17 protein-coding genes are annotated in these 22,493 nt (G+C 36.7%); 7 read left to right on the top strand and 10 right to left on the bottom strand.

Annotated elements, in window-relative coordinates:
• Positions 1-633: 633 nt before the first annotated feature.
• The 4 genes from J3U23_RS07375 to J3U23_RS07360 all read right to left on the bottom strand — a co-directional run bounded on the left by J3U23_RS07375 (position 634) and on the right by J3U23_RS07360 (position 6,976).
• On the bottom strand, positions 634-1,971 hold the full coding sequence (locus J3U23_RS07375) for a hypothetical protein (RefSeq protein ID WP_267338902.1): 1,338 nt from the start codon (positions 1,969-1,971) through the stop codon (positions 634-636).
• A 600-nt stretch (positions 1,972-2,571) separates the two neighbouring features.
• Complete coding sequence (locus J3U23_RS07370; RefSeq protein WP_267338901.1) at positions 2,572-3,066, bottom strand: hypothetical protein; 495 nt, start codon at positions 3,064-3,066, stop codon at positions 2,572-2,574.
• Positions 3,067-3,257: 191 nt separating this feature from the next.
• On the bottom strand, positions 3,258-4,589 hold the full coding sequence (locus J3U23_RS07365) for a hypothetical protein (RefSeq protein WP_267338900.1): 1,332 nt from the start codon (positions 4,587-4,589) through the stop codon (positions 3,258-3,260).
• Between the two features lie 890 nt (positions 4,590-5,479).
• On the bottom strand, positions 5,480-6,976 hold the full coding sequence (locus J3U23_RS07360; RefSeq protein ID WP_267338899.1) for a hypothetical protein: 1,497 nt from the start codon (positions 6,974-6,976) through the stop codon (positions 5,480-5,482).
• Between the two features lie 1,034 nt (positions 6,977-8,010).
• Between J3U23_RS07360 and J3U23_RS07355 the strand changes: the two genes are divergently transcribed.
• Positions 8,011-10,374 (top strand): membrane-bound PQQ-dependent dehydrogenase, glucose/quinate/shikimate family, encoded by a 2,364-nt coding sequence (locus J3U23_RS07355; protein WP_267338898.1) that lies wholly within the window; start codon positions 8,011-8,013, stop codon positions 10,372-10,374.
• 398 nt (positions 10,375-10,772) lie between these two features.
• Entirely contained in the window at positions 10,773-11,606 is an 834-nt protein-coding gene (locus tag J3U23_RS07350; RefSeq protein ID WP_267338897.1) for a hypothetical protein, read from the top strand.
• Positions 11,607-11,853: 247 nt separating this feature from the next.
• Here J3U23_RS07350 and J3U23_RS07345 read toward each other — a convergent pair whose 3' ends face one another.
• The gene (locus J3U23_RS07345) at positions 11,854-12,774 is read right to left on the bottom strand and encodes an L-lactate dehydrogenase (protein WP_220225776.1); all 921 of its coding nucleotides are present in this window, start codon (positions 12,772-12,774) and stop codon (positions 11,854-11,856) included.
• Between the two features lie 330 nt (positions 12,775-13,104).
• Between J3U23_RS07345 and J3U23_RS07340 the strand changes: the two genes are divergently transcribed.
• Genes J3U23_RS07340 through J3U23_RS07325 form a run of 4 tightly spaced genes read left to right on the top strand, consistent with a single transcriptional unit; the run spans position 13,105 to position 16,603 of the window.
• Positions 13,105-14,025 carry a metal ABC transporter substrate-binding protein gene (locus J3U23_RS07340; RefSeq protein ID WP_267338894.1) on the top strand — a complete coding sequence of 307 codons (921 nt, stop codon included), beginning with the start codon at positions 13,105-13,107 and terminating at the stop codon, positions 14,023-14,025.
• Complete coding sequence (locus tag J3U23_RS07335) at positions 14,025-14,921, top strand: manganese/iron ABC transporter ATP-binding protein (RefSeq protein ID WP_081303320.1); 897 nt, start codon at positions 14,025-14,027, stop codon at positions 14,919-14,921. Before J3U23_RS07340 ends, J3U23_RS07335 begins: the two co-directional genes overlap by 1 nt.
• Positions 14,922-15,776 (top strand): metal ABC transporter permease, encoded by an 855-nt coding sequence (locus tag J3U23_RS07330; protein ID WP_267338893.1) that lies wholly within the window; start codon positions 14,922-14,924, stop codon positions 15,774-15,776.
• A complete protein-coding gene (locus J3U23_RS07325; RefSeq protein ID WP_324169849.1) occupies positions 15,773-16,603 on the top strand; it encodes a metal ABC transporter permease in 831 nt (276 codons plus the stop codon). Before J3U23_RS07330 ends, J3U23_RS07325 begins: the two co-directional genes overlap by 4 nt.
• Positions 16,604-16,638: 35 nt before the next feature.
• Here J3U23_RS07325 and dnaB read toward each other — a convergent pair whose 3' ends face one another.
• From dnaB to J3U23_RS07310, 3 genes are read right to left on the bottom strand one after another with little or no spacing between them, the layout of a single operon-like run.
• Positions 16,639-18,066, bottom strand: a complete 1,428-nt coding sequence (gene dnaB, locus J3U23_RS07320; RefSeq protein WP_416380095.1) for a replicative DNA helicase — start codon at positions 18,064-18,066, stop codon at positions 16,639-16,641.
• Positions 18,067-18,099: 33 nt separating this feature from the next.
• Complete coding sequence (gene truA / locus J3U23_RS07315) at positions 18,100-18,891, bottom strand: tRNA pseudouridine(38-40) synthase TruA (RefSeq protein ID WP_267338891.1); 792 nt, start codon at positions 18,889-18,891, stop codon at positions 18,100-18,102.
• Positions 18,878-19,885, bottom strand: a complete 1,008-nt coding sequence (locus tag J3U23_RS07310) for an aspartate-semialdehyde dehydrogenase (RefSeq protein WP_220225772.1) — start codon at positions 19,883-19,885, stop codon at positions 18,878-18,880. Before J3U23_RS07310 ends, truA begins: the two co-directional genes overlap by 14 nt.
• Positions 19,886-20,059: 174 nt before the next feature.
• Between J3U23_RS07310 and J3U23_RS07305 the strand changes: the two genes are divergently transcribed.
• Complete coding sequence (locus J3U23_RS07305; RefSeq protein ID WP_267338890.1) at positions 20,060-21,106, top strand: LacI family DNA-binding transcriptional regulator; 1,047 nt, start codon at positions 20,060-20,062, stop codon at positions 21,104-21,106.
• Positions 21,107-21,131: 25 nt separating this feature from the next.
• Here J3U23_RS07305 and truB read toward each other — a convergent pair whose 3' ends face one another.
• Both truB and rbfA read right to left on the bottom strand, forming a co-directional pair.
• Positions 21,132-22,022 (bottom strand): tRNA pseudouridine(55) synthase TruB, encoded by an 891-nt coding sequence (gene truB, locus J3U23_RS07300; protein ID WP_267331732.1) that lies wholly within the window; start codon positions 22,020-22,022, stop codon positions 21,132-21,134.
• A gap of 64 nt (positions 22,023-22,086) precedes the next feature.
• Positions 22,087-22,464 carry a 30S ribosome-binding factor RbfA gene (rbfA, locus tag J3U23_RS07295; protein WP_065559531.1) on the bottom strand — a complete coding sequence of 126 codons (378 nt, stop codon included), beginning with the start codon at positions 22,462-22,464 and terminating at the stop codon, positions 22,087-22,089.
• Positions 22,465-22,493: the final 29 nt, after the last annotated feature.

Genomic DNA, 22,493 nt, shown 5'->3' with positions numbered 1-22,493 from the left:
GTAATTTTTTGATTAATTTACAATTTTATACTTTTCTGTTAAATTTTAGCCTCGTAGCTAAAACCGTGTAAAAAGTATAGTGATTAGAAAAACACGATGCAACACTTTTTTTCGCTCATTTACGTTAACTTTTGTAAATAGGATCTAAAAAGGATCTAATTTATAATTGGTTAATTTCTGTTTTATTTAAATATATTGTTATTACAAATCTTTGAAATTAGGGTAATTGATCCTCAAAAATTTTATTTTAAGGTTTTTGATTAGAAATTTAGTGATTTTGATCATTTAAAAGTTTTTAAGTGAAATTTAAAACTTCAAAAACCCCGTTCCTCAACTTTTTTTGATGGAAAAACAGGATTTCTAAAAAGCGCCACAGTTTAAAGCGGAATTATTTACTTGAGGCAACATTGCAAAACAGGATTTTGAACCCCAAAAACCCGGTTCCTCAACTTTTTTTGAGATAAAATACCAAAAAAATAAACCCGCCTAGGCGGGTAATTGAAGCGTCGCTAAGCCACAAAATCGCTTTTTTTATGGCTAAACGACGTTGACTCGTAGCTTACTTTTAATCACTAAATACTATTTTTATCACTCCCACTCCCGCCCTAAGGATTAAGGACGAAGAAATAAAAACTAAGGATGGGAGCAAAGTCCGTAGATGTCGTAGTAGAACCAACCCACGTCACCGTCGTTGGTGTCCACGACATACTGGTCACTACCATTCGGGTCACTAGTCCAGACCCAACCGTAGCCGAAGCCAGCGCCTGAATAATCATCCATTTTGCCCCACTCCGTGAAAAAACCAGAACCTATATGACGCATGTAATACTTACTAGGTGAGGAAGGGGTGGTGCCTAAATTATTATAATTTGAATTTGTTAAATCCCTTACGCGAGGCATTCGATAACCAAGACTATTACACCAAGATAATGTATTAGGATAAGTGTCATACTTAGAACCTCGGTTGACGAACCACTGCTTCAAAGTAAAACCATATTTAATAACTGGATTACCATTATTGTCTCGACCGACCAACTCGAATGTCTGAGGCAAAGATGGAGTGGAAACACGACTAGGATTGGATGAATTAATCTGGGATTGAGTAGCGTAAGGACCAGTTAAAGTAACGCGTACGCTTGTAGCAGTAGAATTAGACATTGTGACTGTGATACCTCCATGAGAAACAGGAGACCAAGACAATGGCTGACTACTACCACTAATATCTAAATCAAAGTACAATCCATTAAGACCTGTAGTAGGAAAGTTTTGACCGTAACGTGACGGGTCTGTTTCTTGAGTGAGAAAACCCTTAGCTGGGTCCCACATCGAAACCGGACCAGCATAATTACCTGTACCGTAATCCAAATTAGGTCTGACAAAACAAACCACAGACGCAGCCTTAGGATTGACGTAATAAGTCACATTACTAGCACGGAAATCACTACGATTAGGAATACCGTAACGAGTCGATAATGTACCGTCAGTACTGGATAACATAACACGATAAGGTGCGTTACAAATCTCTGGCACTGTACTACGTGATACCGTTTGACCGCTTTTATCGACGATAGATAAACTTAACGTACCTGTAGCAGTAACATCACTATCACCATCATCATCTCCCCAATAATTATTAGGAGGACCAATAAGAGAATTTAAATCGACTGAATTAGTATTAGTTGGGACGAACATACTTATATCAGCAAAACTCTGTCCCTCAACAGGCAAGGAGATTGGAGTTATAGATGAAGAATTGGTAGAAGGCGTATAATGTGTACCATCAGATAGTGTAATCCCGAGCAAACCGTCATTATTAACCGCACGAGTACGACCGCCATCGTAAGTTAAATATGGCTCATTTCCATGAATAGAATTCGAGGTATTAACGGTTAATGCATGGCTAAAAGAAGGAAGTAATAGTACGACAAAGATCAGCCGAAATAATTTGGAACGATGAAACGATCGCGCCAAAATTCGTAGAATTTTGCTTGAACAGATGAAAAAATGAAGTTCTCGGAAAAATGAAAATTGGGAGCTTAATTTAGACGAATTTAAATTATAGGTTGACCAAGGTGCATGGTGCATGGTGCATGGTGAAAATTATAATGCATAACAACATTCCTGTCAAGTAAATTTTGAATTTAATTAATGCTTTGCAGTTTAATTCTCAAAGCTAGAACTGTTAAAGATTATAGTGACGGCAAAAATACGATGCAATAGCTCTCATTAGACTTAATTGCTAACATTCGTAAAGAGAATCACGAAAATATCTAAAAAATGATCGGTTAACTATTGTGCTAATTAAAAATATCGACTTTACATACCTTTAAAAATTGGTCACTTTATCGCCATAAAAATTTGTGATTTTTTTGATTTTAGATACCTCCAAAAAAACCGCTCTTCAAATTTCTATGAAGCACCTAAAAAATAAATGTGTTAAGCGATGTATGCGGAGCTGTAAAAACGTGTTTTACCCCCTAAAAACCCGGCTCCTCAACTTTTTTTCGATAAAAAACTTAAAAAAAACACCCTAGTTGGGGTGGATGATTTATTTTCGACATCACTCTGCTATTAATCACTAAAATAGTTTTTTAATTCCTGAATAAACGCACTATCTACCATAGCAGGATATTTATTTGCCTGCCATGATTGTAAAAATAATAGATGCTGAACCGTTAAGGGTTTATTCATATCGTGGAGTTCGTTTAACTGTTCGTTTACCTCTTGAGATGTTGTGAGAAGGGATTGTGGTGTTTTTTGCTTCGGTATTTGGCAATGCTTTTGGTACCATAAATCATAGCCACTTAAATCATAATCACCCAATAACTCATAACCCGTTAAATTAGGGCTGGCATTAGGGTAGCGTTTAGTAATAGAACGGGTAGGAAACCCACCGCAAACGATAATTTGGTCTATTTTTTTTATATACTTTGCCGTTACCTTTAAGCTAAAACCCAATAATTGCTCAACCACATATAATGATTGATTATAAAGCTTTAAAAAATTACCTTCGGCAATAAACTGAACCGGACTTTTACTTAACGCTATTTTGTCTTCAATATTCATTTTATATTACTCCTTTAATATCAATATTTTTAACCACCACCTCGGTGCCCAGCATTTTTGCCGCTTAGCCACAAAATCGCTTTTTATGGCTAAACGACGTTGACTCCTTGAGTCAGCTTGCTTTTAATCACTCAACACTATTTTTTATCCCCCCCGCCCCGCCTTAAGGATTAAGGACGAAAAAATAAAAACTAAGGATGGGAGCAAAGTCCGGAGGTGAAGTCGTAGTGCCAATACACGTTACCCTTGAAGGCGCTCACGTTAAAGTGGCGACTACCAGCAGCCGGGGCACTAGACCAGTAGTTACCGTCGTTGAAGCCAACGCCAGAGTAAGCAGACATACGACCCCACTCCGTGAAAAAACCTGAACCTATATGACGCATAAAATAATTATCAGAGGAGGAAGGGGTGGCGCCGACTGAACCACGACACCAATCGCCTGAATTAAGACCACGACAAGATGCATTGGTTAAATCCTTTACGCTAGGCATTCGATAACCAAGACTATTACACCAAGATAATGTATTAGAAGGAGTGGCCAGCCTATCACCACGGTTCACGAACCACTGCTTCAAAGTAAAACCATATTTGACGACTGGAGTACCATTACTATCACGACCGACCAACTCGAAGGTCTGAGGCAAAGTAGGTTTAGCAATACTACTAGGATAGGATGAAGTCATTTGGGATTGAGTAGCGTAAGGACCAGTTAAAGTAACGCGTACGCTTGTAGCAGTAGGATTAGACATTGTGACTGTGATACCACCCCGAGAAACTGGAGACCAATACAATGGCTGACTACTACCACTAATATCTAAATCAAAGTACAATCCATTAAGACCTGTAGTAGGAAAGTTTTGACCGTAACGTGACGGGTCTGTTTCTTGAGTGAGAAAACCCTTGGCAGGGTCCCACATTGAAGCTGGGCCAGCATAATTACCTGTACCGTAATTCAAATTAGGTCGAGCAAAACAAACCACTGGCCCAGCCTTAGGATTGACGTAATAAGTCACATTACTTGCATTGAAAGTACTACGATTAGGAAATCCATAACGTGTAGATAATGTACCGTCAGAACTAGATAACGTAACCTTATAAGGAGAATTACAAGTCGTTAACACGGAATTACGTGATACAGATTGACCTCTTTTATCGACGATAGATAAACTTAAAGAACCTGTAGCAGTAACACCAGAATCACCATCATCATCACCCCAATAATTATTAGGAGGACCGATAAGTGTACTCAAAGCGACTGAATTTGTATCAGTAGGAACGAACATACGAATATCAGCAAAACTCTGACCCTCAACCGGCAAGACGATTGGAGCTGAAGAAGATGTAGGATTGGTTGATGGCGTATATTCTGTACCATCAGATAGTGTAATCCCAAGCAGACCGTTAGCATCGACAGCACGTGTACGACCACCGTCGAAAGTCAGATAAGGTGGAGTACCCTGTATCTGATTTGCTGTTGTCTGTGATGTCAATGCGTGACCAGAAAAAGGAAGGAAAAAGACCACGGAAAAAACAATCTGCCGGGATAATTCGGAAAAGGATCGAAAACTGGATCCGAAAAAGGATCGGAAAAAAGATCGAGAAGAGGATCGCGGAAGCGATCGTGCGAAAATTCGCAGAATTTCACTTGATTGCGTGGAAAAATAAGTTTCAGTGAAAAATTTAAACTGGGTGATGGACTTAGACGAATTTAAAAGATAGGTTGGCCAGGTTGCCTGTTGCCTGTTGCCTGTTGAAAATTATAATGCATTTTAGACTACCTTGTCAAGTAATTTTTTGATTTATTTGTGATTTTGTACTTTTATGTCAAATTTTAGCTTAGTAGCTAAAACCGTGTAAAAAGTATAGTGATTGGAAAAACACGATGCAACACTTTTTTTCGCTCAGTTGCGTTAACTTTTGTAAACAGGATCTAAAAAGGATCTAATTCATAATTGATTAACTATTGTTTTAATTGAAAATTTTGTCATTATAAATCTTTAAATAAATGATTAAAGATCCTCGGAAATTTTATTTTAGGGCTTTGAATTAGAAATTTAGTAAGTTTGATCATTTAAAACTTTTTAAGTGAAATTTTGAATCCCAAAAACCCCGTTCCTCAACTTTTTTATGCAAAAAAACGGCTACTAAAAAACGCCAAAGTTTAAAGCGGAATTATTTATTTAAGACAATATTTCAAAGCAGGATTTTGAATCCCCAAAAACCCCACTCCTCAACTTTTTTTTGCTTTAAAAAAACTCAAATTAAACTACCTCAGTCGAGGTAGTTTATGCGAATCTATGCTATAAAATCGCTTTTTATAGGACAACCCCGTTGACTCTTTGAATCAGCTACCTTTTTTGACGCTATTTTTACTATCCCAAAAGCTCCAGTCATAAGGATTTAGAAGTAAGGACTAAGGGTAGGTACAAATTCCATAGATGCTATGGATAGTGTCGATCCTATCGATACTACCACTACCTGAGGCCACGTAAAACTGACCAAGAGTATTGAGGATATCTAAGTCAGTCGTCAAGTCATTAGCCCAGTACCCATAAAGGTAAAACCCAGCTCCCGAGTAGTAATCCATTGCGCCCCACTCCGTAAAAAGACCAGCACCGATTTGACGCTGGTATAAATTATTAGGTGACGACGGTGTAGCGCCGACTGAATCTTTACACCAAGAACCGTGATTAGTCCCACGGCAAGATGCATTTGTTAGATCATTAATTTTAGTAGGTCGATAACCAATACTCTTACACCAAGATAATGTATCTAAATAAGTGCTAATACCTTGATGGATAAACCACTGCTTTAACTCAAATCCATACTTGACGACAGGGTTACCACTACTATCGCGACCGACTAACTCAAATGTTTGGGGCAAAGTAGGCTTAGAAATAAGACCAGGGTTGCTAGAATTCGATTGTGATTCAGTTGCAACAGGACCGGTTAAGGTTACGCGTACACTTGTAGCTGTAGAATTGGTCATGGTAGCGGTTATACCACCATGAGAAACCGGTGACCAAGACAACGGTTTATTACTACCTTCAATGAGTAAATCAAAGTACAAACCATGAGCACCAGTAGTAGGGAAGTTTAAGTTGTAAGATGATTGAGTGAGAAAACCTTTATCAGGATTCCACACTGAAGCCGGACCACGGTAGTCGTGAGAAAGACCTTTCTCATTAAGTTTACCTAATCTTAAATTAGGCCTAGCGAAACATACTGCTGATGATTCGTTAGGAGTAATATAATATGTCACATTACTGGCACTGAAATTACAACTAGTAGACTCGCCATTATTAAACGAACCAGCTGTACTGCTTAATTTAACCTGATAAGGTGCCTTACAAATATCTAACACGGTATTGCGTGATACCGCTTGGTTATTTTTATCGACGATAGATACATTTAAAGTGCCGGTTGTGTTCACATCATCCCCCGAATGAGTATACTTCGAACCGATAAAGGTACTTAATGCGACTGAGTTGATATTAGTTGGGACTAACATACTAATATCGGCAAAACTCCGACCAGGCAGCTTGATTGGGTTGTTAATTGATGAGTTATTGGTTGAAGGCGTGTATCGTGTTCCATCTGATAAAGATATTTCGAGCAGGTTGTCGATATTAACGGTACAGGTACGATTACCATTGAAGGTTAAATACGGCTTGCTATCGTTAATAACATTTGTCTGTTTAGGTTTTAGTGCGTGGCTGTAAAAAGAGAGAGAAAATAAAAGCGCAAAAAAAATCTGCTGGAATAAATTGGATCGACAAAAGAAGTACGCAATAGTTAGCTGAATGGTGCTTAAGTATGAGAAAAAATAAGCTTTCTTGAAAAATAAATATTTTGAGCTTTGCTTAGACGAATTTAAGTTATCGGTTACCGGTTGAAAATTATCACTCATGTTCGACCACCCTATCAATTGTCCTTTAGATTTATTGATATTATTTATCGATTTAATTTTAGTCGTCTAAATAAAACAATGTAAAAAGTATAGTGACTAAAAAAATTAAGGACAATATATTTTTTTAACAACCAGTCATCGTAAAGAAAAGCGTTTACAAAAAATAACACGCGATTGATATTAGTTTTTTGTGAATTTAAGGAACGAAATATTCGGACTTCAAAAAAAACGTTCCTCAAATTTTGGAGGGGAAAACTACCTACTCGGCATAAATCTGTATATTTCAAATTAGTGGGCTAACTACAAATTTCTAAACTACCTACTCGGCATAAATCTTACATTATCTTGTTTAACATTAACGTTATCATTTCTAAACTACCTACTCGGCATAAATTAAATTTTTGCCCACGATATAACGCAGGAGGCATTTCTAAACTACCTACTCGGCATAAATTTAGAACACTGCATACTATAAACATTATTTGCACAAAGGCAAAAGACATTTTGGAAATTAAAAACCCTTTTTTTAATAGATTTACAATCCTATGGTTTTTAATGATTTTATTTTTTAATAGAAAAAAGGGTTATTAAGCTATTTATTTTGGAATTAAAAAACCCCGCTCCTCAACTTTTTTTGGTTATAAAAAACGCAAGAAATCCTTTCAGTTTGTTTAAACTGGCGAAACATTCAATCAGACTAATATGCTTTATGTGATAAAGTATGCGTTAAATTTATACTAATAATTTGATTTTTAAGCATAAAATTTATTTTTTTTGGATACTAAAATACGTGAATTTTAGTCGCAAAAAAGTCAAAAAAATTTTTCATGCCCCTATTGTTTTTCTCAATTATTGAGAGCATATTAATTGCATATTTATCAGACAAGTTTTTGCCTTGTTGATGGATGATGATAAATAATTAAGGAGTTCATCTTTTACCCCCGTCGTTTTCTACCATTACTCATTAAACAACGTCAAGTTAAACTGAGAAATTTAATCAATAGTAAGATTAATATTAAGTATAAGGATTATTCATGATAAAGATAAATGGTGCTAAAAAATTTTATTTATGGCTTGTTGCCACAATTTTATTAATCAGCGGGCTGTTTTTGACCATTAACGGTGTGCGACTTGTTGCCGTTGGTGGTAGTTGGTATTTTTTATTAATGGGGTTGGTGCAAATCGTTTCCTCATTTCTTTTATTTAAGCAAAACACAAAAGGTGCATGGCTTTATGCTTTAGCTTATCCCTTAACAATTGTTTGGGCATTATATGAAGTTGGTTTGCAGTTCTGGCCGTTATTTTCTCGTTTAATGGTATTTGGTGGTTTTGCAATGCTTATTGCATTTGCTTATCCAACATTAAAGAGACATGAAACAGGCGATAATAAAGCTGGCAAAGGTGGGTATGCTGTCGGTATGTTTATTTTTGTTGCGCTTTGTGTTTCGCTCGGGTTTATGTTCCAAGAACATAATGTAATTAAAAATGCAGTACCTTTAGCCAACAATCAATTGAAACCTACAGACAATCTGCTTGATTGGAAACAATATGCGAATACCACTAAAGGGACGCGTTTTTCCGGAGCGGATCAAATTAACAAAGAGAATGTTAAAGATCTTCAAGTCGCATGGACTTATCGTACCGGTTATGTGCCTTATAACAGCGGTTCAGGTCCGGAAGATCAAAATACGCCATTACAAATTGGCCAAAATGTTTATCTCTGCACCCCAACAAATATTGTGATTGCTTTAGATGCAGATTCAGGTCAACAAAAATGGCGCTATGATCCTAAAGCATCAACTCCAAACTGGGAGCGTTGTCGAGGCTTAGCTTATTATGAAGATAGTTTAGATAATGTTAGCAATAGTAATGCGACTTGTTCAGCTAGAATCATTATGAACACTATTGACGCCCGTTTAATGGCCATCGATGCCAATACCGGTAAATTATGTGAAGATTTTGGTGATAAAGGCGTTGTGGATCTTAAGAAAAATATGGGTGATATTCCGCCTGGCTATTACGAACCGACTGCTGCACCGTTAGTTGCCAAAGATGTTATTGTTGTTGGTGGACGGGTTGCCGATAACTTTTCAATCAATGAACCTGGCGGGGTAGTTCGAGCTTTTGATGTTCATTCAGGTAATTTGGTTTGGGCGTGGGATCCGGGTAATCCAAATATTACCGATGTACCACCTGCAAATGAAACTTATACTCGCGGTACCGTTAACGTTTGGGCAACAACAGCTTACGATCCAGAGCTCGATCTTGTTTATGCTCCAACCGGTAATGCAACCCCAGACTTTTTTGGTGGTGGTCGAACTCATTATGATGATGATTTTAATTCGTCTATTGTGGCTTTAGAACGTAAAACAGGACAAATTCGTTGGACATTTAGAACGGCTCATCATGATTTATGGGATTATGATTTACCTTCCCAACCATTACTTTATGATATTCCAAATGAAAATGGTGGCGTGACAAAAGTCATTGTACAAACCACAAAATCCGGTCAAATTTTTATGCTTGATCGCGTAACGGGTAAACCTGTTGCAGAAGTCCAAGAAAAACCAGTTCCGCAAGGTAATGTTCCGGGTGAATATTATTCTCCGACTCAACCATTTTCAGTGGGGATGCCTTCAATTGGTAATGAAACCTTAACTGAGTTCGATATGTGGGGAGCAACACCATATGATCAGCTTCTTTGTCGTATTGACTTTGTTGGTTCTGAATATCATGGTCTGTTCACTCCGCCGGGTATGACTAAAACGTTACAATATCCAGGATCGTTGGGTGGTATGAACTGGGGTAGCGTGGCAGTTGATCCTCAAAACAATTTGATGTTTGTTAATGATATGCGTATTGGCTTGAAAAATTGGATGATTCCTCAAGACCAAATTCCGAAAAATTCAAGCGGGATTGAGATGGGTATTGTTCCACAAAAAGGAACACCTTTTGGTGCAATGCGTTTAAGATTTACCTCACCTCTTGGCGTGCCATGTCAAAAACCACCGTATGGCACAATGACAGCTATTGATCTTAAATCACGTCAAGTGGTTTGGCAAAAACCTTTAGGTACAGTTATGGATACGGGTATTTTAGGTATACCTATGCATTTACCTGCTCCAATCGGTATGCCGACCATTGGTGGACCAATGGCGACTAAATCAGGTTTATTATTCTTTGCTGCTACGCAAGATTTTTACCTAAGAGCCTTTGATTCGGTTACAGGTGAAGAAGTTTGGAAAGCGAGATTACCGGTGGGTAGTCAAGGTACTCCAATAACCTATATCTCACCAAAAACAGGTAAACAATATATTGTGATTTCCGCTAGTGGCGCAAGACAATCTCCTGTGCGTGGCGATTATGTTATTGCTTATGCATTACCAGATAAAAAATAGTTTTTGGCAAAATAGATAAAATAAGCTTAATCTAGAAATGCCATTATATCGTTTAGTGTTAACGATATAATGGCAAATAAAATACAATCTAGTCAGTTTAATTTAACTATTCTATTCAACTAAACCTGATACCTTTCCTAAATTTATTGGCGAAATTGCTGCTATCACAACACCACTTTCCATTATTTCTATAATTTCCAATAATTATCCCATTACTAAATGCTTTAGTCTCAACAATCAGATAAATCTGGATTTTTGGTTAATAGTAATGCCATAATTTATCTACATGATTAAATAGTTATAAAGATGTAACATTGCAGAAAGAAAAACTTATTTCATGAAATATACTGACTGCAAAAATTGTAAATATTTAGTAATAAAAAGGATTTTATAGGAAAATGAAAAAAATAGTTTCAACTTTGTATTTAGCGATATTTTTTACTCTGTTTAACACTTATGTAGTGTTTGCGGATGATCACTCATTTAATCATAGAAAGCATTTTGATTCCTTCGATGACTTCTATCAAAGTTTACCTGTTTTATCCATGCCTATTGATAGCAATAGTACCGCCAATGGAATATATGTTGATAGCAAATTTTTTCATTTCGATGATAATGATTATAGCTATTATGATGAACCAATTGTTGAAGTCGACAAATATTATACGCTAAAAAATCTAAAAGCTATTGGTCGCTTTGAAATGGGTGATATCAAATTTATACTTTATGATTATACTTTTGCTTTTGATAGTCTAGGCGAAGGTTTCAACGAAGATAACAAATTAATTAATGCTTTTGACAAAAATGGAAAATATCTAGATGAATTAATGGTAGCAGGAAAAGATAGACATGAAGATCACATATTTTACTTTTCATCCATGATTAAAGATCAGCTATTTCATATTAAACTAGACTCTGTTTATGATGACGAAGATAAAACAACGATTGATTTAACTTATCAGTTTCGTGACAATCAGTTTTGGTTAAAAAAACCTCCTGTAGACTGTCAAACTGTAAATTTACAGCAATATTTGAATAAACTTACCGAGCAAGAGTTTGCCGATATTGATGATATCGTGGCATTTAGTGATTATATTGACTGTTATCCTATATCCGATAATTTGCAAACATATAAACAAATCGCTGAATATATTAATAATGCTAGAAGTTATTTTCTTAGTTCTGCTGAATTAAAAAAATTGCATGAAACAATTCGTATTATTGAGGAGTAAGAACGTCATTATCCAAAGATGGCGCATTGACTGGTTATCTCTTTGAGTGTGTTCAATGTGGTAAGAAAAGATTGCATATTAATTGCAACAATGACTATACACCATTTTTATGACGTTAATTTACCCAATCATCAAAAATCAAATTGTACAAGAAGCCGATTTATTAATCGGCTTTAAATAGAATCAGATAAAATGCTTATCGCTATTGGCTGATAAAAGTATGACATAAGTTTTAACTTTAATAAGATTAATTAATATGTTGAATATAACCTTTCACAATATTAATACTTGTATCAAATAGCTGTTTTTCCTGATCGTTAAAATCAAGTTGTATCACTTTTTTAATACCATGCTGATCTAAAATTGCCGGTACCCCTATAGCGACATCTTTGTACCCATATTCACCATCTAAAATACAACTTAATGCTAATGCTCGATGGCTGTTGGTGAAGATGTGTTGGCAAATTTCAGCAATCGTGCTGGCAATGCCGTATTCGGTGCAGTGTTTGTATTTGACGATTTCAAAGCCTTTATTTTTAGCTTTAGTACCAATGTCAGCAAAATTAATTTTATTTTTTTCAAGTTGATTAAGATTTATGCCATAAATTGAAGAGTGTGACCATACCGGAAATTGTGAGTCACCATGTTCTCCCACAATAAAAGCATCAATACTTTGTGGTCCGATATCCATTTGTTCGCCGAGTAATCGTCGCAAGCGAACTGTATCGAGCCAAACACCCGTACCAATGACGCGATGACGAGGTAAACCAGATAGTTTCCAGACTTGATAAGTAATTGCATCACACGGGTTTGTGGCAATTAGGAATATGCCTTTGAATCCGCTTTTCATCATGTTGGGAATAAGATTAGCCATGATTTTAGATGTGCCTGACAGCTCTTCTGCCCTGCTTTTTTGTGCCAGTCCTGAGGTGACAGTAATAATGGCTATATCGATATCAGCACAGTCCGTCGATTCACGTAAACTGACTTTTATCATGTTTTGGCGATAAGCGGCGGCATCGAGTAGATCTTGTGCGTGACCGTAGGCTAAGTCTTTATTAAGGTCGACTAGTGCGATCTCTTCACAAAATCCACGATTGACTAATGTATAAGCGGTGGTTGAACCGACATTTCCTACACCAATAATCATTACTTTACGTAGTTTCATATTTAGCCTCGTTATTTATAAGTTGTCATTCTACTTTTTTGATGGAGTGCGATATCATCTCCAGTTTAACACTACATTATCTATCGTTCTAATAGATGTATCTGGCTACGCTTTTTTTGTATTTTTGTTTAATATTGAGTAATAAAAAATTTGACTTTTATTTTATTAATGATAATAATTCTCATTAACATTTAAAATATCATTTTTGCATTTTTAAAGTAATAGGGAGTAATCTAGAAAAGGATTTCGTACATTTCTGATCGTTTATCTACAGCTTATTTTCTGTACTTGATTGAGTTCGAACAGATAGTATACAATAAGGATTAATCAATGAAATTCAATTTTTTTAAAAGCCGTAAGACATTATTAAATGCGATTTTAGCATCGCTACTGGTTTTGACGGGTCTGACCAATTCATCATCAGCTGATGAGAAAAAATTTAAAGTTGTTACCACATTTACCGTTATACAAGATATTGCCCAAAACGTGGCTGGTGATGCCGCGGTTGTGGAGTCTATCACTAAAGTTGGCGCCGAAATTCATGAATACGATCCTACACCACAAGATATTAATAAAGCACTGTCTGCCGATTTGGTGTTGTGGAATGGTTTAAACTTAGAACTTTGGTTTGAGCGCTTTTTTGAAGATATTAAAGATGTGCCTTCAGTTGTCGTAACAGAAGGCATTGAGCCAATGCCGATTCAAGAAGGTAGCTATAAAGGTAATCCAAATCCTCATGCTTGGATGTCACCAACACTTGCTTTAACTTATGTCGAAAATATTCGTGCGGCTTTGGTTAAATATGATCCGAAAAACGCCGAAATATATAATAAGAATGCCTCAGAATATGTGGCAAAAATTAAGGCGCTTGATGCCCCACTTCGTGAGCGTTTAGCTAAGATCCCTGAATCACAGCGTTGGTTAGTGACCAGTGAAGGCGCTTTTAGTTATTTAGCACGTGATTATAATCTTAAAGAGGCGTATCTCTGGCCGATTAATGCCGAGCAACAAGGTACACCTAAACAAGTTAAGCATCTTATTGATTTAGTGCGTGCTAATAATATACCTGTTTTATTTAGTGAGAGTACGATTTCTGATAAACCTGCTAAGCAGGTAAGTAAAGAAACTGGCGCTACTTATGGTGGTGTGTTGTATGTTGATTCACTTTCTACTAAAGATGGCCCTGTTCCTACTTATATCGATTTATTAAAAGTGACGGTTGAAACAATCGCTAAAGGATTCGAAAAATAATGACTCAAATTTGCTTAAATGTTGATGATATTACCGTGACCTATAATAATGGTCATACAGCAATTCATGATGCGAGTTTTCGTTTGAATGGTGGCACTATCTGTGCACTTGTCGGCGTTAATGGTAGTGGGAAATCGACACTATTTAAAAGCATTATGGGGATGATAAAACCCACTAAAGGACAAGTGACGTTTAATGATATTTCGGTAAAACAAGCATTAAAGCAAAATATTATTGCCTATGTTCCTCAAACTGAAGAAGTCGATTGGGATTTTCCGGTTTTGGTATCGGATGTGGTGATGATGGGGCGTTATGGTCATATGTCTTTTTTACGAATACCAAGTAAGGAAGATAAAAGACAAGTCGATCTGGCACTAGAACGAGTCAATATGTTGGATTTTAAGCATCGCCAGATTGGTCAACTTTCTGGCGGTCAAAAAAAACGTGTCTTTTTAGCTAGAGCTTTGGCTCAACAAGGTAAGGTGTTATTGTTAGACGAGCCATTTACGGGCGTTGATGTGAAAACCGAAAATGCCATTATCGATCTGCTTAAAGATCTTCGTGATGAAGGCCATTTGATTTTAGTTTCTACCCACAATTTAGGTAGTGTGCCAGAGTTTTGTGATCAGGTAGTGTTGATTAATCAAACCGTGTTGGCTTTTGGTGAAACTAAAACAACATTTACCCCACAAAATTTGATGATGACATTTGGTGGCGCACTACGTTATTTAAGCTTGTCTGGTGAACAATTACACCAAGATGAAGATCCTCGTAAAATGTCTATTTTAACTGATGATGAGCGGGCAGCTATATTTTATGGTGAAGGCAATGATGACTCGGCTCACAAAGATTTTCTAGTCGAACCAACTGTTATTGAAACTAAAGGGCAACACTAAATGGAACTGCTTCTTGAACCTTTTACTTATGGCTTTATGTTAAAAGCCATTTGGGTAAGTAGTATTGTTGGTGCAGCTTGCGCATTTTTGTCGGCGTTTTTGATGTTAAAGGGCTGGTCTTTAATGGGCGATGCCCTTTCGCATTCAGTAGTGCCCGGTGTGGCAGGTGCTTATGCGCTTGGCTTACCTTATTCAGTGGGCGCTTTTTTTACCGGTTTGTTAGCAGCTTTATCAATAACAATTGTACGTGCTTTCACTCGTTTAAAAGAAGATGCTATTATTGGTTTTATCTTTTCGACCTTTTTTGCTATTGGTCTTTTAATCATTTCACTAAATCCAACTTCTGTTAATGTGCAAACTATTATTTTTGGTAATATTTTGGGAATTGATGATAGTGATATGTGGCAAGTGCAAATTATTATTTTAGTTTCACTGATTTTGCTACTGTTTTTTTGGAAGGATCTGTTAGTGGTCTTTTTTGATGAAACTCATGCTCGTTCAATTGGCTTAAAACCATTACAGTTAAAGATTCTTTTTTTTACTATTTTAAGTGCCTGTACTGTTGCTGCACTGCAAACGGTCGGTGCAATCTTGGTCATAGCGATGGTAGTAACCCCTGGCGCGACAGCTTACTTACTTACCGATAGATTTTCACGGTTGTTAATTATTTCAGTTATCATCGGTGCGCTGACGAGTGCAATTGGCGCTTGGATCAGTTATTTCCTTAATGGTGAAACAGGTGGTGTGATTGTGACATTACAAACTTTAGTCTTTTTGGCAGCATTTTTATTTGCACCAAGACAAGGGGTGATTTCACGCCGAATCAGCCAAGCAAGACAAGGAGGTTCAGTATGATATGGGAACTTATCTATCATCCTCTTACAATTCCTTTTGTTCAACGTGCCATTCTAGCTGCGCTAGCTACTGGTATTGTTTGCGCCCTACTGTCATGCTTTTTAGTGTTAAAAGGCTGGTCGTTGATGGGCGATGCTATTTCTCACGCGGTATTACCCGGTATTGTACTTGCTTATTTAGCTGGGATCCCTTTAATAATTGGTGCATTTGCGTCGGGGTTATTTTGTTCGGTTGCTACTGGTTACATTAAAGATAACAGTCGAATAAAGGAAGATACTGTGATGGGCATCGTTTTTTCGGGAATGTTTGCTTTTGGTTTAGTGCTGTTTTCTAAAGTGGAAACGTCGCAACATTTGAATCATATTTTATTTGGTAGTGTGTTGGGAACAAGCTATCAAGAACTCATCCAAATTATTACGATTGCAAGCATTGTTTCGATTTTAGTTATCATTAAACGCCGGGATTTAATGCTGTATTGTTTTGATCCCGTACAAGCAAGAGTAGTTGGTTTGCCAGTTAAATTATTACATTACGGTTTATTAAGTATTTTAGCATTGACTATTGTTGGATCACTTAAAGCTGCAGGTGTTATTTTAGTTATTGCGATGTTAATTGCGCCTGGCATAACCGCATTTTTATTGACTAAACGTTTTGAAAAGATGTTAGTGATTGCAGTAATTGTATCGGTATTTTCGACAGTAACGGGTACTTTAATCAGTTTTCATATAGATGCGTCAACCAGTGCTTGTATTGTGATTTTACAAGCAGTGATTTTTACTCTTGCCCAGTTTTATCGGATCTACGCTAATAAAAAAATAAGGCGTTAATTGAAGTATTGTTTTTCACATTTACGATACTTCAATTATTCGTCATCCAAATATTTACCCGTATCAGCGTAATTATCAAACCTTGAGAATTGACCTTGGAAAGTTAAGCGTACTTTACCAATTGGACCATTTCGCTGTTTACCTAAGATGATTTCGGCAATACCTTTATGTTCTGATGCTTCGTTATATACTTCGTCACGGTAGATGAACATAATTACATCGGCATCTTGTTCGATAGATCCTGATTCACGTAAGTCGGAGTTAACAGGTCGTTTATCGGCGCGTTGTTCTAAGCTTCGGTTTAGCTGTGAAAGAGCAACAACCGGAATTTGTAACTCTTTGGCTAATGCTTTTAATGAGCGTGAGATCTCGGCGATTTCAAGCGTTCGGTTTTCTGATATGTTTGGTACTCGCATCAGCTGTAAGTAATCGACCATGATCATACTTAATCCTTTATGTTCACGGTAAATTCGTCTTGCTCGTGAGCGTAGCTCCATAGGGGTTAATCCTGATGAGTCATCAATGTAGATGTTTTTCTTTTCCAGCAGTAATCCCATGGTGCTCGATATTCTTGCCCAATCATCATCTTGTAGTTGGCCTGTACGAATACGAGTCTGATCAACACGTGATAACGAGGCCAGCATACGCATCATAATCTGTTCTGATGGCATTTCTAAACTAAAGATTAGTACCGGCTTATCTTGCATCATAGCGGCGTTTTCACAAAGGTTCATCGCAAATGTGGTTTTACCCATTGATGGACGAGCGGCAATAATAATTAAGTCTGAACGCTGTAATCCTGCGGTTTTTTTATCTAAATCAAGGAAGCCGGTTGAGACCCCTGTCACGCCATCATGTGGACGCTGGAATAACTCTTCAATTTTTGCGACGGTAGCTTCTAGCACATCGGTAATATTTTTCGGTCCTTCACCCTGCTTAGTACGGCTTTCGGCAATTTGGAAGATTTTGCTTTCAGCTAAGTCTAAAATTTCGGTACTGTCTCGGCCTTCAGTTGAGTAACAGTTATCAGCAATTTCATTTGAAGCACTAATCAGTTCCCGCAATATCGCTTGCTGGCGGATAATATCGGTATAGGCCACTACGTTAATGGCGCTTGGTGTGTTTTTCGATAACTCAGCTAAATAAGCAAATCCCCCCACATCAACAAGTAAGTCTTTACTTTCTAAGCTTTCAGACAAAGTGATTAAGTCAATCGGGGTACCACGACTGACTAAGGTATGCATTTCTGAAAATATGAGTTGGTGATGACGAGAATAAAAATCACGGTCGGTAATCATTTCAGCAACAACATCCCAACGCTGATTATCCAGCATTAGGCTACCAAGCACAGCTTGTTCTGCCTCGATTGAGTGAGGTGGTAATTTTATATTTTGTACTTTTGATTTTTTTGCGTCTTGATTTTTGAGTTCTTTATTTGAATCATCAGTATTCATTGCATTCATCTTTTTATTTAATTTAATCTATAGCTAATTTGCTTACTTTATAAATAATGGCCCTAAAGCGCAATCAGGAATTTGATATTCTAATGGATAATCTACCTGAACCAAATATAAACCTTCAGGTTTCGCGGTTGCTGCAGCTTGAGTACGATCTTTCGCGTTTAATAGCTCATCAATCCACTGTGGCGGTTGATTACCTGCACCAACTTCTAACAAACTTCCGACAATATTGCGTACCATATGATGTACAAAGGCATTTGCTTTGATATCGACAATAACATATTCACCCTGTCTTGTAACTTGAATATGATGAATATTACGCCAGGGCGTTCGTGATTGACACTGCGCAGCTCTAAATGATGAGAAATCATTTTCACCTAATAAATATTGCCCCGCTTGGTGCATCAGTTCTTCATTTAATGGCAGATAATAATGCGTTACGCCTTTGGCCAAAATTGCTGGACGATAACGATGATTATAAATCACATATCGGTAACGTCGAGCCGTTGCGCTAAATCTAGCATGAAAACTGTCATCCACACTTTTTGACCACCGTACAGCGATATTGTCAGGAAGATGAGAGTTTACGCCCATTGTCCATGCTGCCTCACCGCGCTGAGCGTTGGTTTCAAAATGAATTACTTGCCCTGTGGCATGTACACCAGCGTCGGTTCGTCCTGCACAAAATACGGCTATTGGCTCGTTAGCTATGACAGACAAAGCCGATTCTAATCTTTCTTGAATAGAGTCAACGTGCTGTTGTCGTTGCCAACCAAAATAGCCACTACCATCATATTCGATACCTAATGCAATTTTAGAGGTAGTCATTAATCAGGATCTCAAGTGTCTCGATTAACATTAGTCCACCTAAGTAACGGATATTATCTGCTACTGACCAAAATTGAATTTGTTCATAATTTCCATAGCTGTGTCGTAAATTAGCGAGTTTAATGGTTAAGTTCTTTTCACCTTCGGTATTGACTTCGGTTACTGGGGTTGGTAAATCTTCACTTTTTACTTCAACGCCAAATTCACTAAAACGAGCCATGTCTAATTCAATGGGTAAGCTACTGGAAACATTCACCGCTTGAGCTAGTCCATAAAATACCGGCACAATAACGGATTCAATTGAGATAGGTAAATCATAATTACTTATCACTTTACGAATTTGGTTAATTTGAGTGTGTTCACCTAAACTTTGGTGATCAGACTCATGCGAAAGCGGTAATAAGTTAAAAGCAAGTTGATTGTCAAATAGCTCGTTATCAACTGGCATTCCATTGAGTAATCTAGCGCTTTGTCCTGCCAGTTCATCCACACCTGGCTTGCCATATAATGATGAAGGAATAAAGCTGGTTAAATGGAGATTAGTCAGTAATTGAATATCGGTTAGTGATGCAACGCAACGTAATAATTGAGATACGGTTGGGCTTGCAACAGCAATGATATTTTCATTGCGATATTCGGTTAATACGCTGTTATTTACTTTAGGTACAATTAATGGGATATGGTCTTGATCAGCAAAAAATCCGCTCGCATCAATAACGATACAGCCTGCTTGAGCAGCTGTTTGAGCATATTTTTCGCTAGTTTTAGTACCTGCAACAAAAAAGGCAAAATGGCATTGGCTCCAATCCATTTGCTCGCTATCAATGACGGTTAAATTTTTACCGGCAAAACGAACTACTTCGCCAGCGCTATTATCGCTACCGACTAAATAAAGATTTTCAATTTCAATAGTTTTTGAGTCATTTAATAACTCAATTAGCGCAGAACCTACTTGTCCTGTCGCACCAACAATGGCGATATTCCATGCAGACATATGATAAACCCGAATTAAAGTATTTTATGGCAATTATACCACTTTATTGTTAAAGATTTTGGAAAAAAGATATTTTCTAAATTTTGGAATCTTGCTCGAAAAATTGAATTTTTTTTGATTACAATTTTAATAATCCTCGTTAAAGTAATTTTATATTTAACTAAATTTATAATTATGGCGAAGATCTCATTATCGATGATAGCGAAAGAGGCAAAGGTTTCAATCGCATCTGTATCAAGAGTATTAAGAACACCCAACCTAACATCTCCACAAACTCAATTTCTTGTTTATCAGGCGATGAAGGCTTTAAATGTTGATCTATCAAAAAATTTAAAAGATTATCAACCCGTTCATGAAAGCAATAAAATTTTAGTTGTTGATAATCAGCTTATCTCTAAAAGCTTAATCAATTTTGGTATTGAGCAAGTTTTACATGAAGCTGGGTTTCAACTGTTTTATTTACAATTTCCTTATAAGGTTAAAAATGATCTCTATTATTTAATTCAATATATTAAGCAAAATTGTTTTATTGGCATTATCATTATAAATCAAGCTCCCTACCTTACCCAGCTATATAGTTATAAAAATTCATTACCACCCATTGTATTTGTTAATCATTTTAAGAAGAATTTTACCTGTGTTCATTTCGATCATCTGACAATTGGATATCAAACCACTCAGCATTTAATTGAGCAGGGGCATAATAAGATCGCAATTTTTATTAATAGCGATAAAAATACTAACTCCTCATTTTTCTTGCAAGGCTATCAACAGGCTTTTCAACGAATCAATATGCCGATCGATAGTGATTATGTCATTCAAGGTTGCCTTACGTATGAACATGGGCGAGATGCCATTAAGACACTACTTCAAAGCAATAAGCCGCCGACAGCCGTTATTTTTGAGGATTTGAGTAGTCTCTCTTGTTATGATTATTATCATACGCAAAATTATTTATCGAATTATCGTTCACTTTTTGGCGCATTACACCAAGTCAAAAAGAGCCAATCACAATTACTACATCCGCTTGCAATTACTTATATTAGCCATACCAATGATCTTCAATATAATGAATTAGATCAATTGAGTAGAGTCAATAAGCCTTTATACAAAATGGGATGTAAATCAGCACAATTGTTATGTGATCTTCTTGAACATAATATGACATCATTATCACAATGCCATACTATTGATACCGAAATGTTTTTTACTAATTGCTAATATTTTAAATTGATTAACGTTTTAATTAGGATGTTGAAATTAATCTTTTAGGTGACAATTTATTAAGGATTTGAGTTCCTGCACCAATAAATTGTTGGCCTTGATAAATTCTTACTAATGTTTCAACGCTTACACTATTTTCAACAATTACGGTTCTACCTAATAAAATGTCTTTACCTTGGCTTTCACTTAATACCACTTTAGGGCGATCTTGTAGTGGGCTATCGACTGGCATAAGCATTGGTTCATTTTGCAATTCATCTAGGGTGATCATGTTATCGATAGGATAATTTGATACTTGTAGACGTCTTAAATAAATTACATGTGCCCCACAGCCAAGTAATTCACCTAAATCATCAATAATGGTACGAATATAAGTCCCTTTTGAACAATGGATTTCTAAGGTTAATTCGTGCTTAGTTGAATCGTATTGGATAAACTGGTTTTCATAAATTGTAATGGGCCTAGCTTCTCGCTCTATAACAATACCTTGGCGAGCATATTCATAAAGTGGTTTGCCTTGATATTTTAAAGCCGAAAACATGGTTGGAACTTGTAAAATATCACCGCGAAAATGAGTTAATGCTTCTTCGATTTGTGATTGAGTAATATTAACCGATCTAGTTGAAATTATTTGACCATCCGCATCAGACGTGTCAGTACGCTCACCCAATTTGGCGATCACGCGATAGCGTTTGTCAGAATCTAATAAGTATTGTGAAAATTTCGTCGCTTCACCAAAACAGATAGGTAACATCCCAGTGGCTAATGGATCTAGCGCGCCAGTATGCCCTGCTTTTTTTGCGTTGAATAATCTTTTCACTTTTTGTAAGGCATCATTTGATGTCATGCCTTGTGGTTTGTCTAATAACAAAACGCCGTGAACATCACGGCGAGTTTTTTTTATATTCATCATCGATATTTTATTTGAAACGGATCACACTCCTCAATATTTTTTACAATATTGAGCAATTTTATTATTAATCTTTATGACGTTCGTTATCTTGTTTAATAACATCAGATACTAGACTAGACATCTGCATACCTTTAACAAGTGATTCATCATAAAAGAATTTAATTTCAGGAATAATTCGTAAACGCATTGCTTTACCAATGAGTGTTCGAATATACCCTTTAGCATCATTTAAGACAGTCAATCCTTGCTCGATAACTTGTGGATCATCATCGTTTAAAAACGTTACAAACACTTTTGCATAAGAGAGATCACGTGAAATATCTACACCCGAAACCGTTACCATGCCTAAACGTGGATCTTTGATTTCACGCTGTAAAATAATCGCAATCTCTTTTTGTAATTCGTGTCCGACCCGAGATGATCGATTAAATGCTTTTGCCATATCTATTTTCCTTAAAATGTGAATAAGCA

Source organism: Gilliamella sp. B3367, from assembly GCF_026536825.1.
Lineage (GTDB): Bacteria > Pseudomonadota > Gammaproteobacteria > Enterobacterales > Orbaceae > Gilliamella > Gilliamella apicola_E.
This window is presented reverse-complemented; position numbering and strand designations above follow the sequence as displayed.

Excerpts from the sequence above, each read along its gene's own strand:
- truB (WP_267331732.1), bottom strand. The coding sequence starts at position 22,022 with ATGATGAATATAAAAAAAACTCGCCGTGATGTTCACGGCGTTTTGTTA.
- dnaB (WP_416380095.1), bottom strand. The coding sequence starts at position 18,066 with ATGAATGCAATGAATACTGATGATTCAAATAAAGAACTCAAAAATCAA.
- J3U23_RS07360 (WP_267338899.1), bottom strand. The coding sequence starts at position 6,976 with ATGAGTGATAATTTTCAACCGGTAACCGATAACTTAAATTCGTCTAAG.
- J3U23_RS07370 (WP_267338901.1), bottom strand. The coding sequence starts at position 3,066 with ATGAATATTGAAGACAAAATAGCGTTAAGTAAAAGTCCGGTTCAGTTT.
- J3U23_RS07335 (WP_081303320.1), top strand. The coding sequence starts at position 14,025 with ATGACTCAAATTTGCTTAAATGTTGATGATATTACCGTGACCTATAAT.
- J3U23_RS07325 (WP_324169849.1), top strand. The coding sequence starts at position 15,773 with ATGATATGGGAACTTATCTATCATCCTCTTACAATTCCTTTTGTTCAA.
- J3U23_RS07310 (WP_220225772.1), bottom strand. The coding sequence starts at position 19,885 with ATGTCTGCATGGAATATCGCCATTGTTGGTGCGACAGGACAAGTAGGT.
- truA (WP_267338891.1), bottom strand. The coding sequence starts at position 18,891 with ATGACTACCTCTAAAATTGCATTAGGTATCGAATATGATGGTAGTGGC.
- rbfA (WP_065559531.1), bottom strand. The coding sequence starts at position 22,464 with ATGGCAAAAGCATTTAATCGATCATCTCGGGTCGGACACGAATTACAA.
- J3U23_RS07305 (WP_267338890.1), top strand. The coding sequence starts at position 20,060 with ATGGCGAAGATCTCATTATCGATGATAGCGAAAGAGGCAAAGGTTTCA.
- J3U23_RS07330 (WP_267338893.1), top strand. The coding sequence starts at position 14,922 with ATGGAACTGCTTCTTGAACCTTTTACTTATGGCTTTATGTTAAAAGCC.
- J3U23_RS07345 (WP_220225776.1), bottom strand. The coding sequence starts at position 12,774 with ATGAAACTACGTAAAGTAATGATTATTGGTGTAGGAAATGTCGGTTCA.
- J3U23_RS07350 (WP_267338897.1), top strand. The coding sequence starts at position 10,773 with ATGAAAAAAATAGTTTCAACTTTGTATTTAGCGATATTTTTTACTCTG.
- J3U23_RS07340 (WP_267338894.1), top strand. The coding sequence starts at position 13,105 with ATGAAATTCAATTTTTTTAAAAGCCGTAAGACATTATTAAATGCGATT.
- J3U23_RS07355 (WP_267338898.1), top strand. The coding sequence starts at position 8,011 with ATGATAAAGATAAATGGTGCTAAAAAATTTTATTTATGGCTTGTTGCC.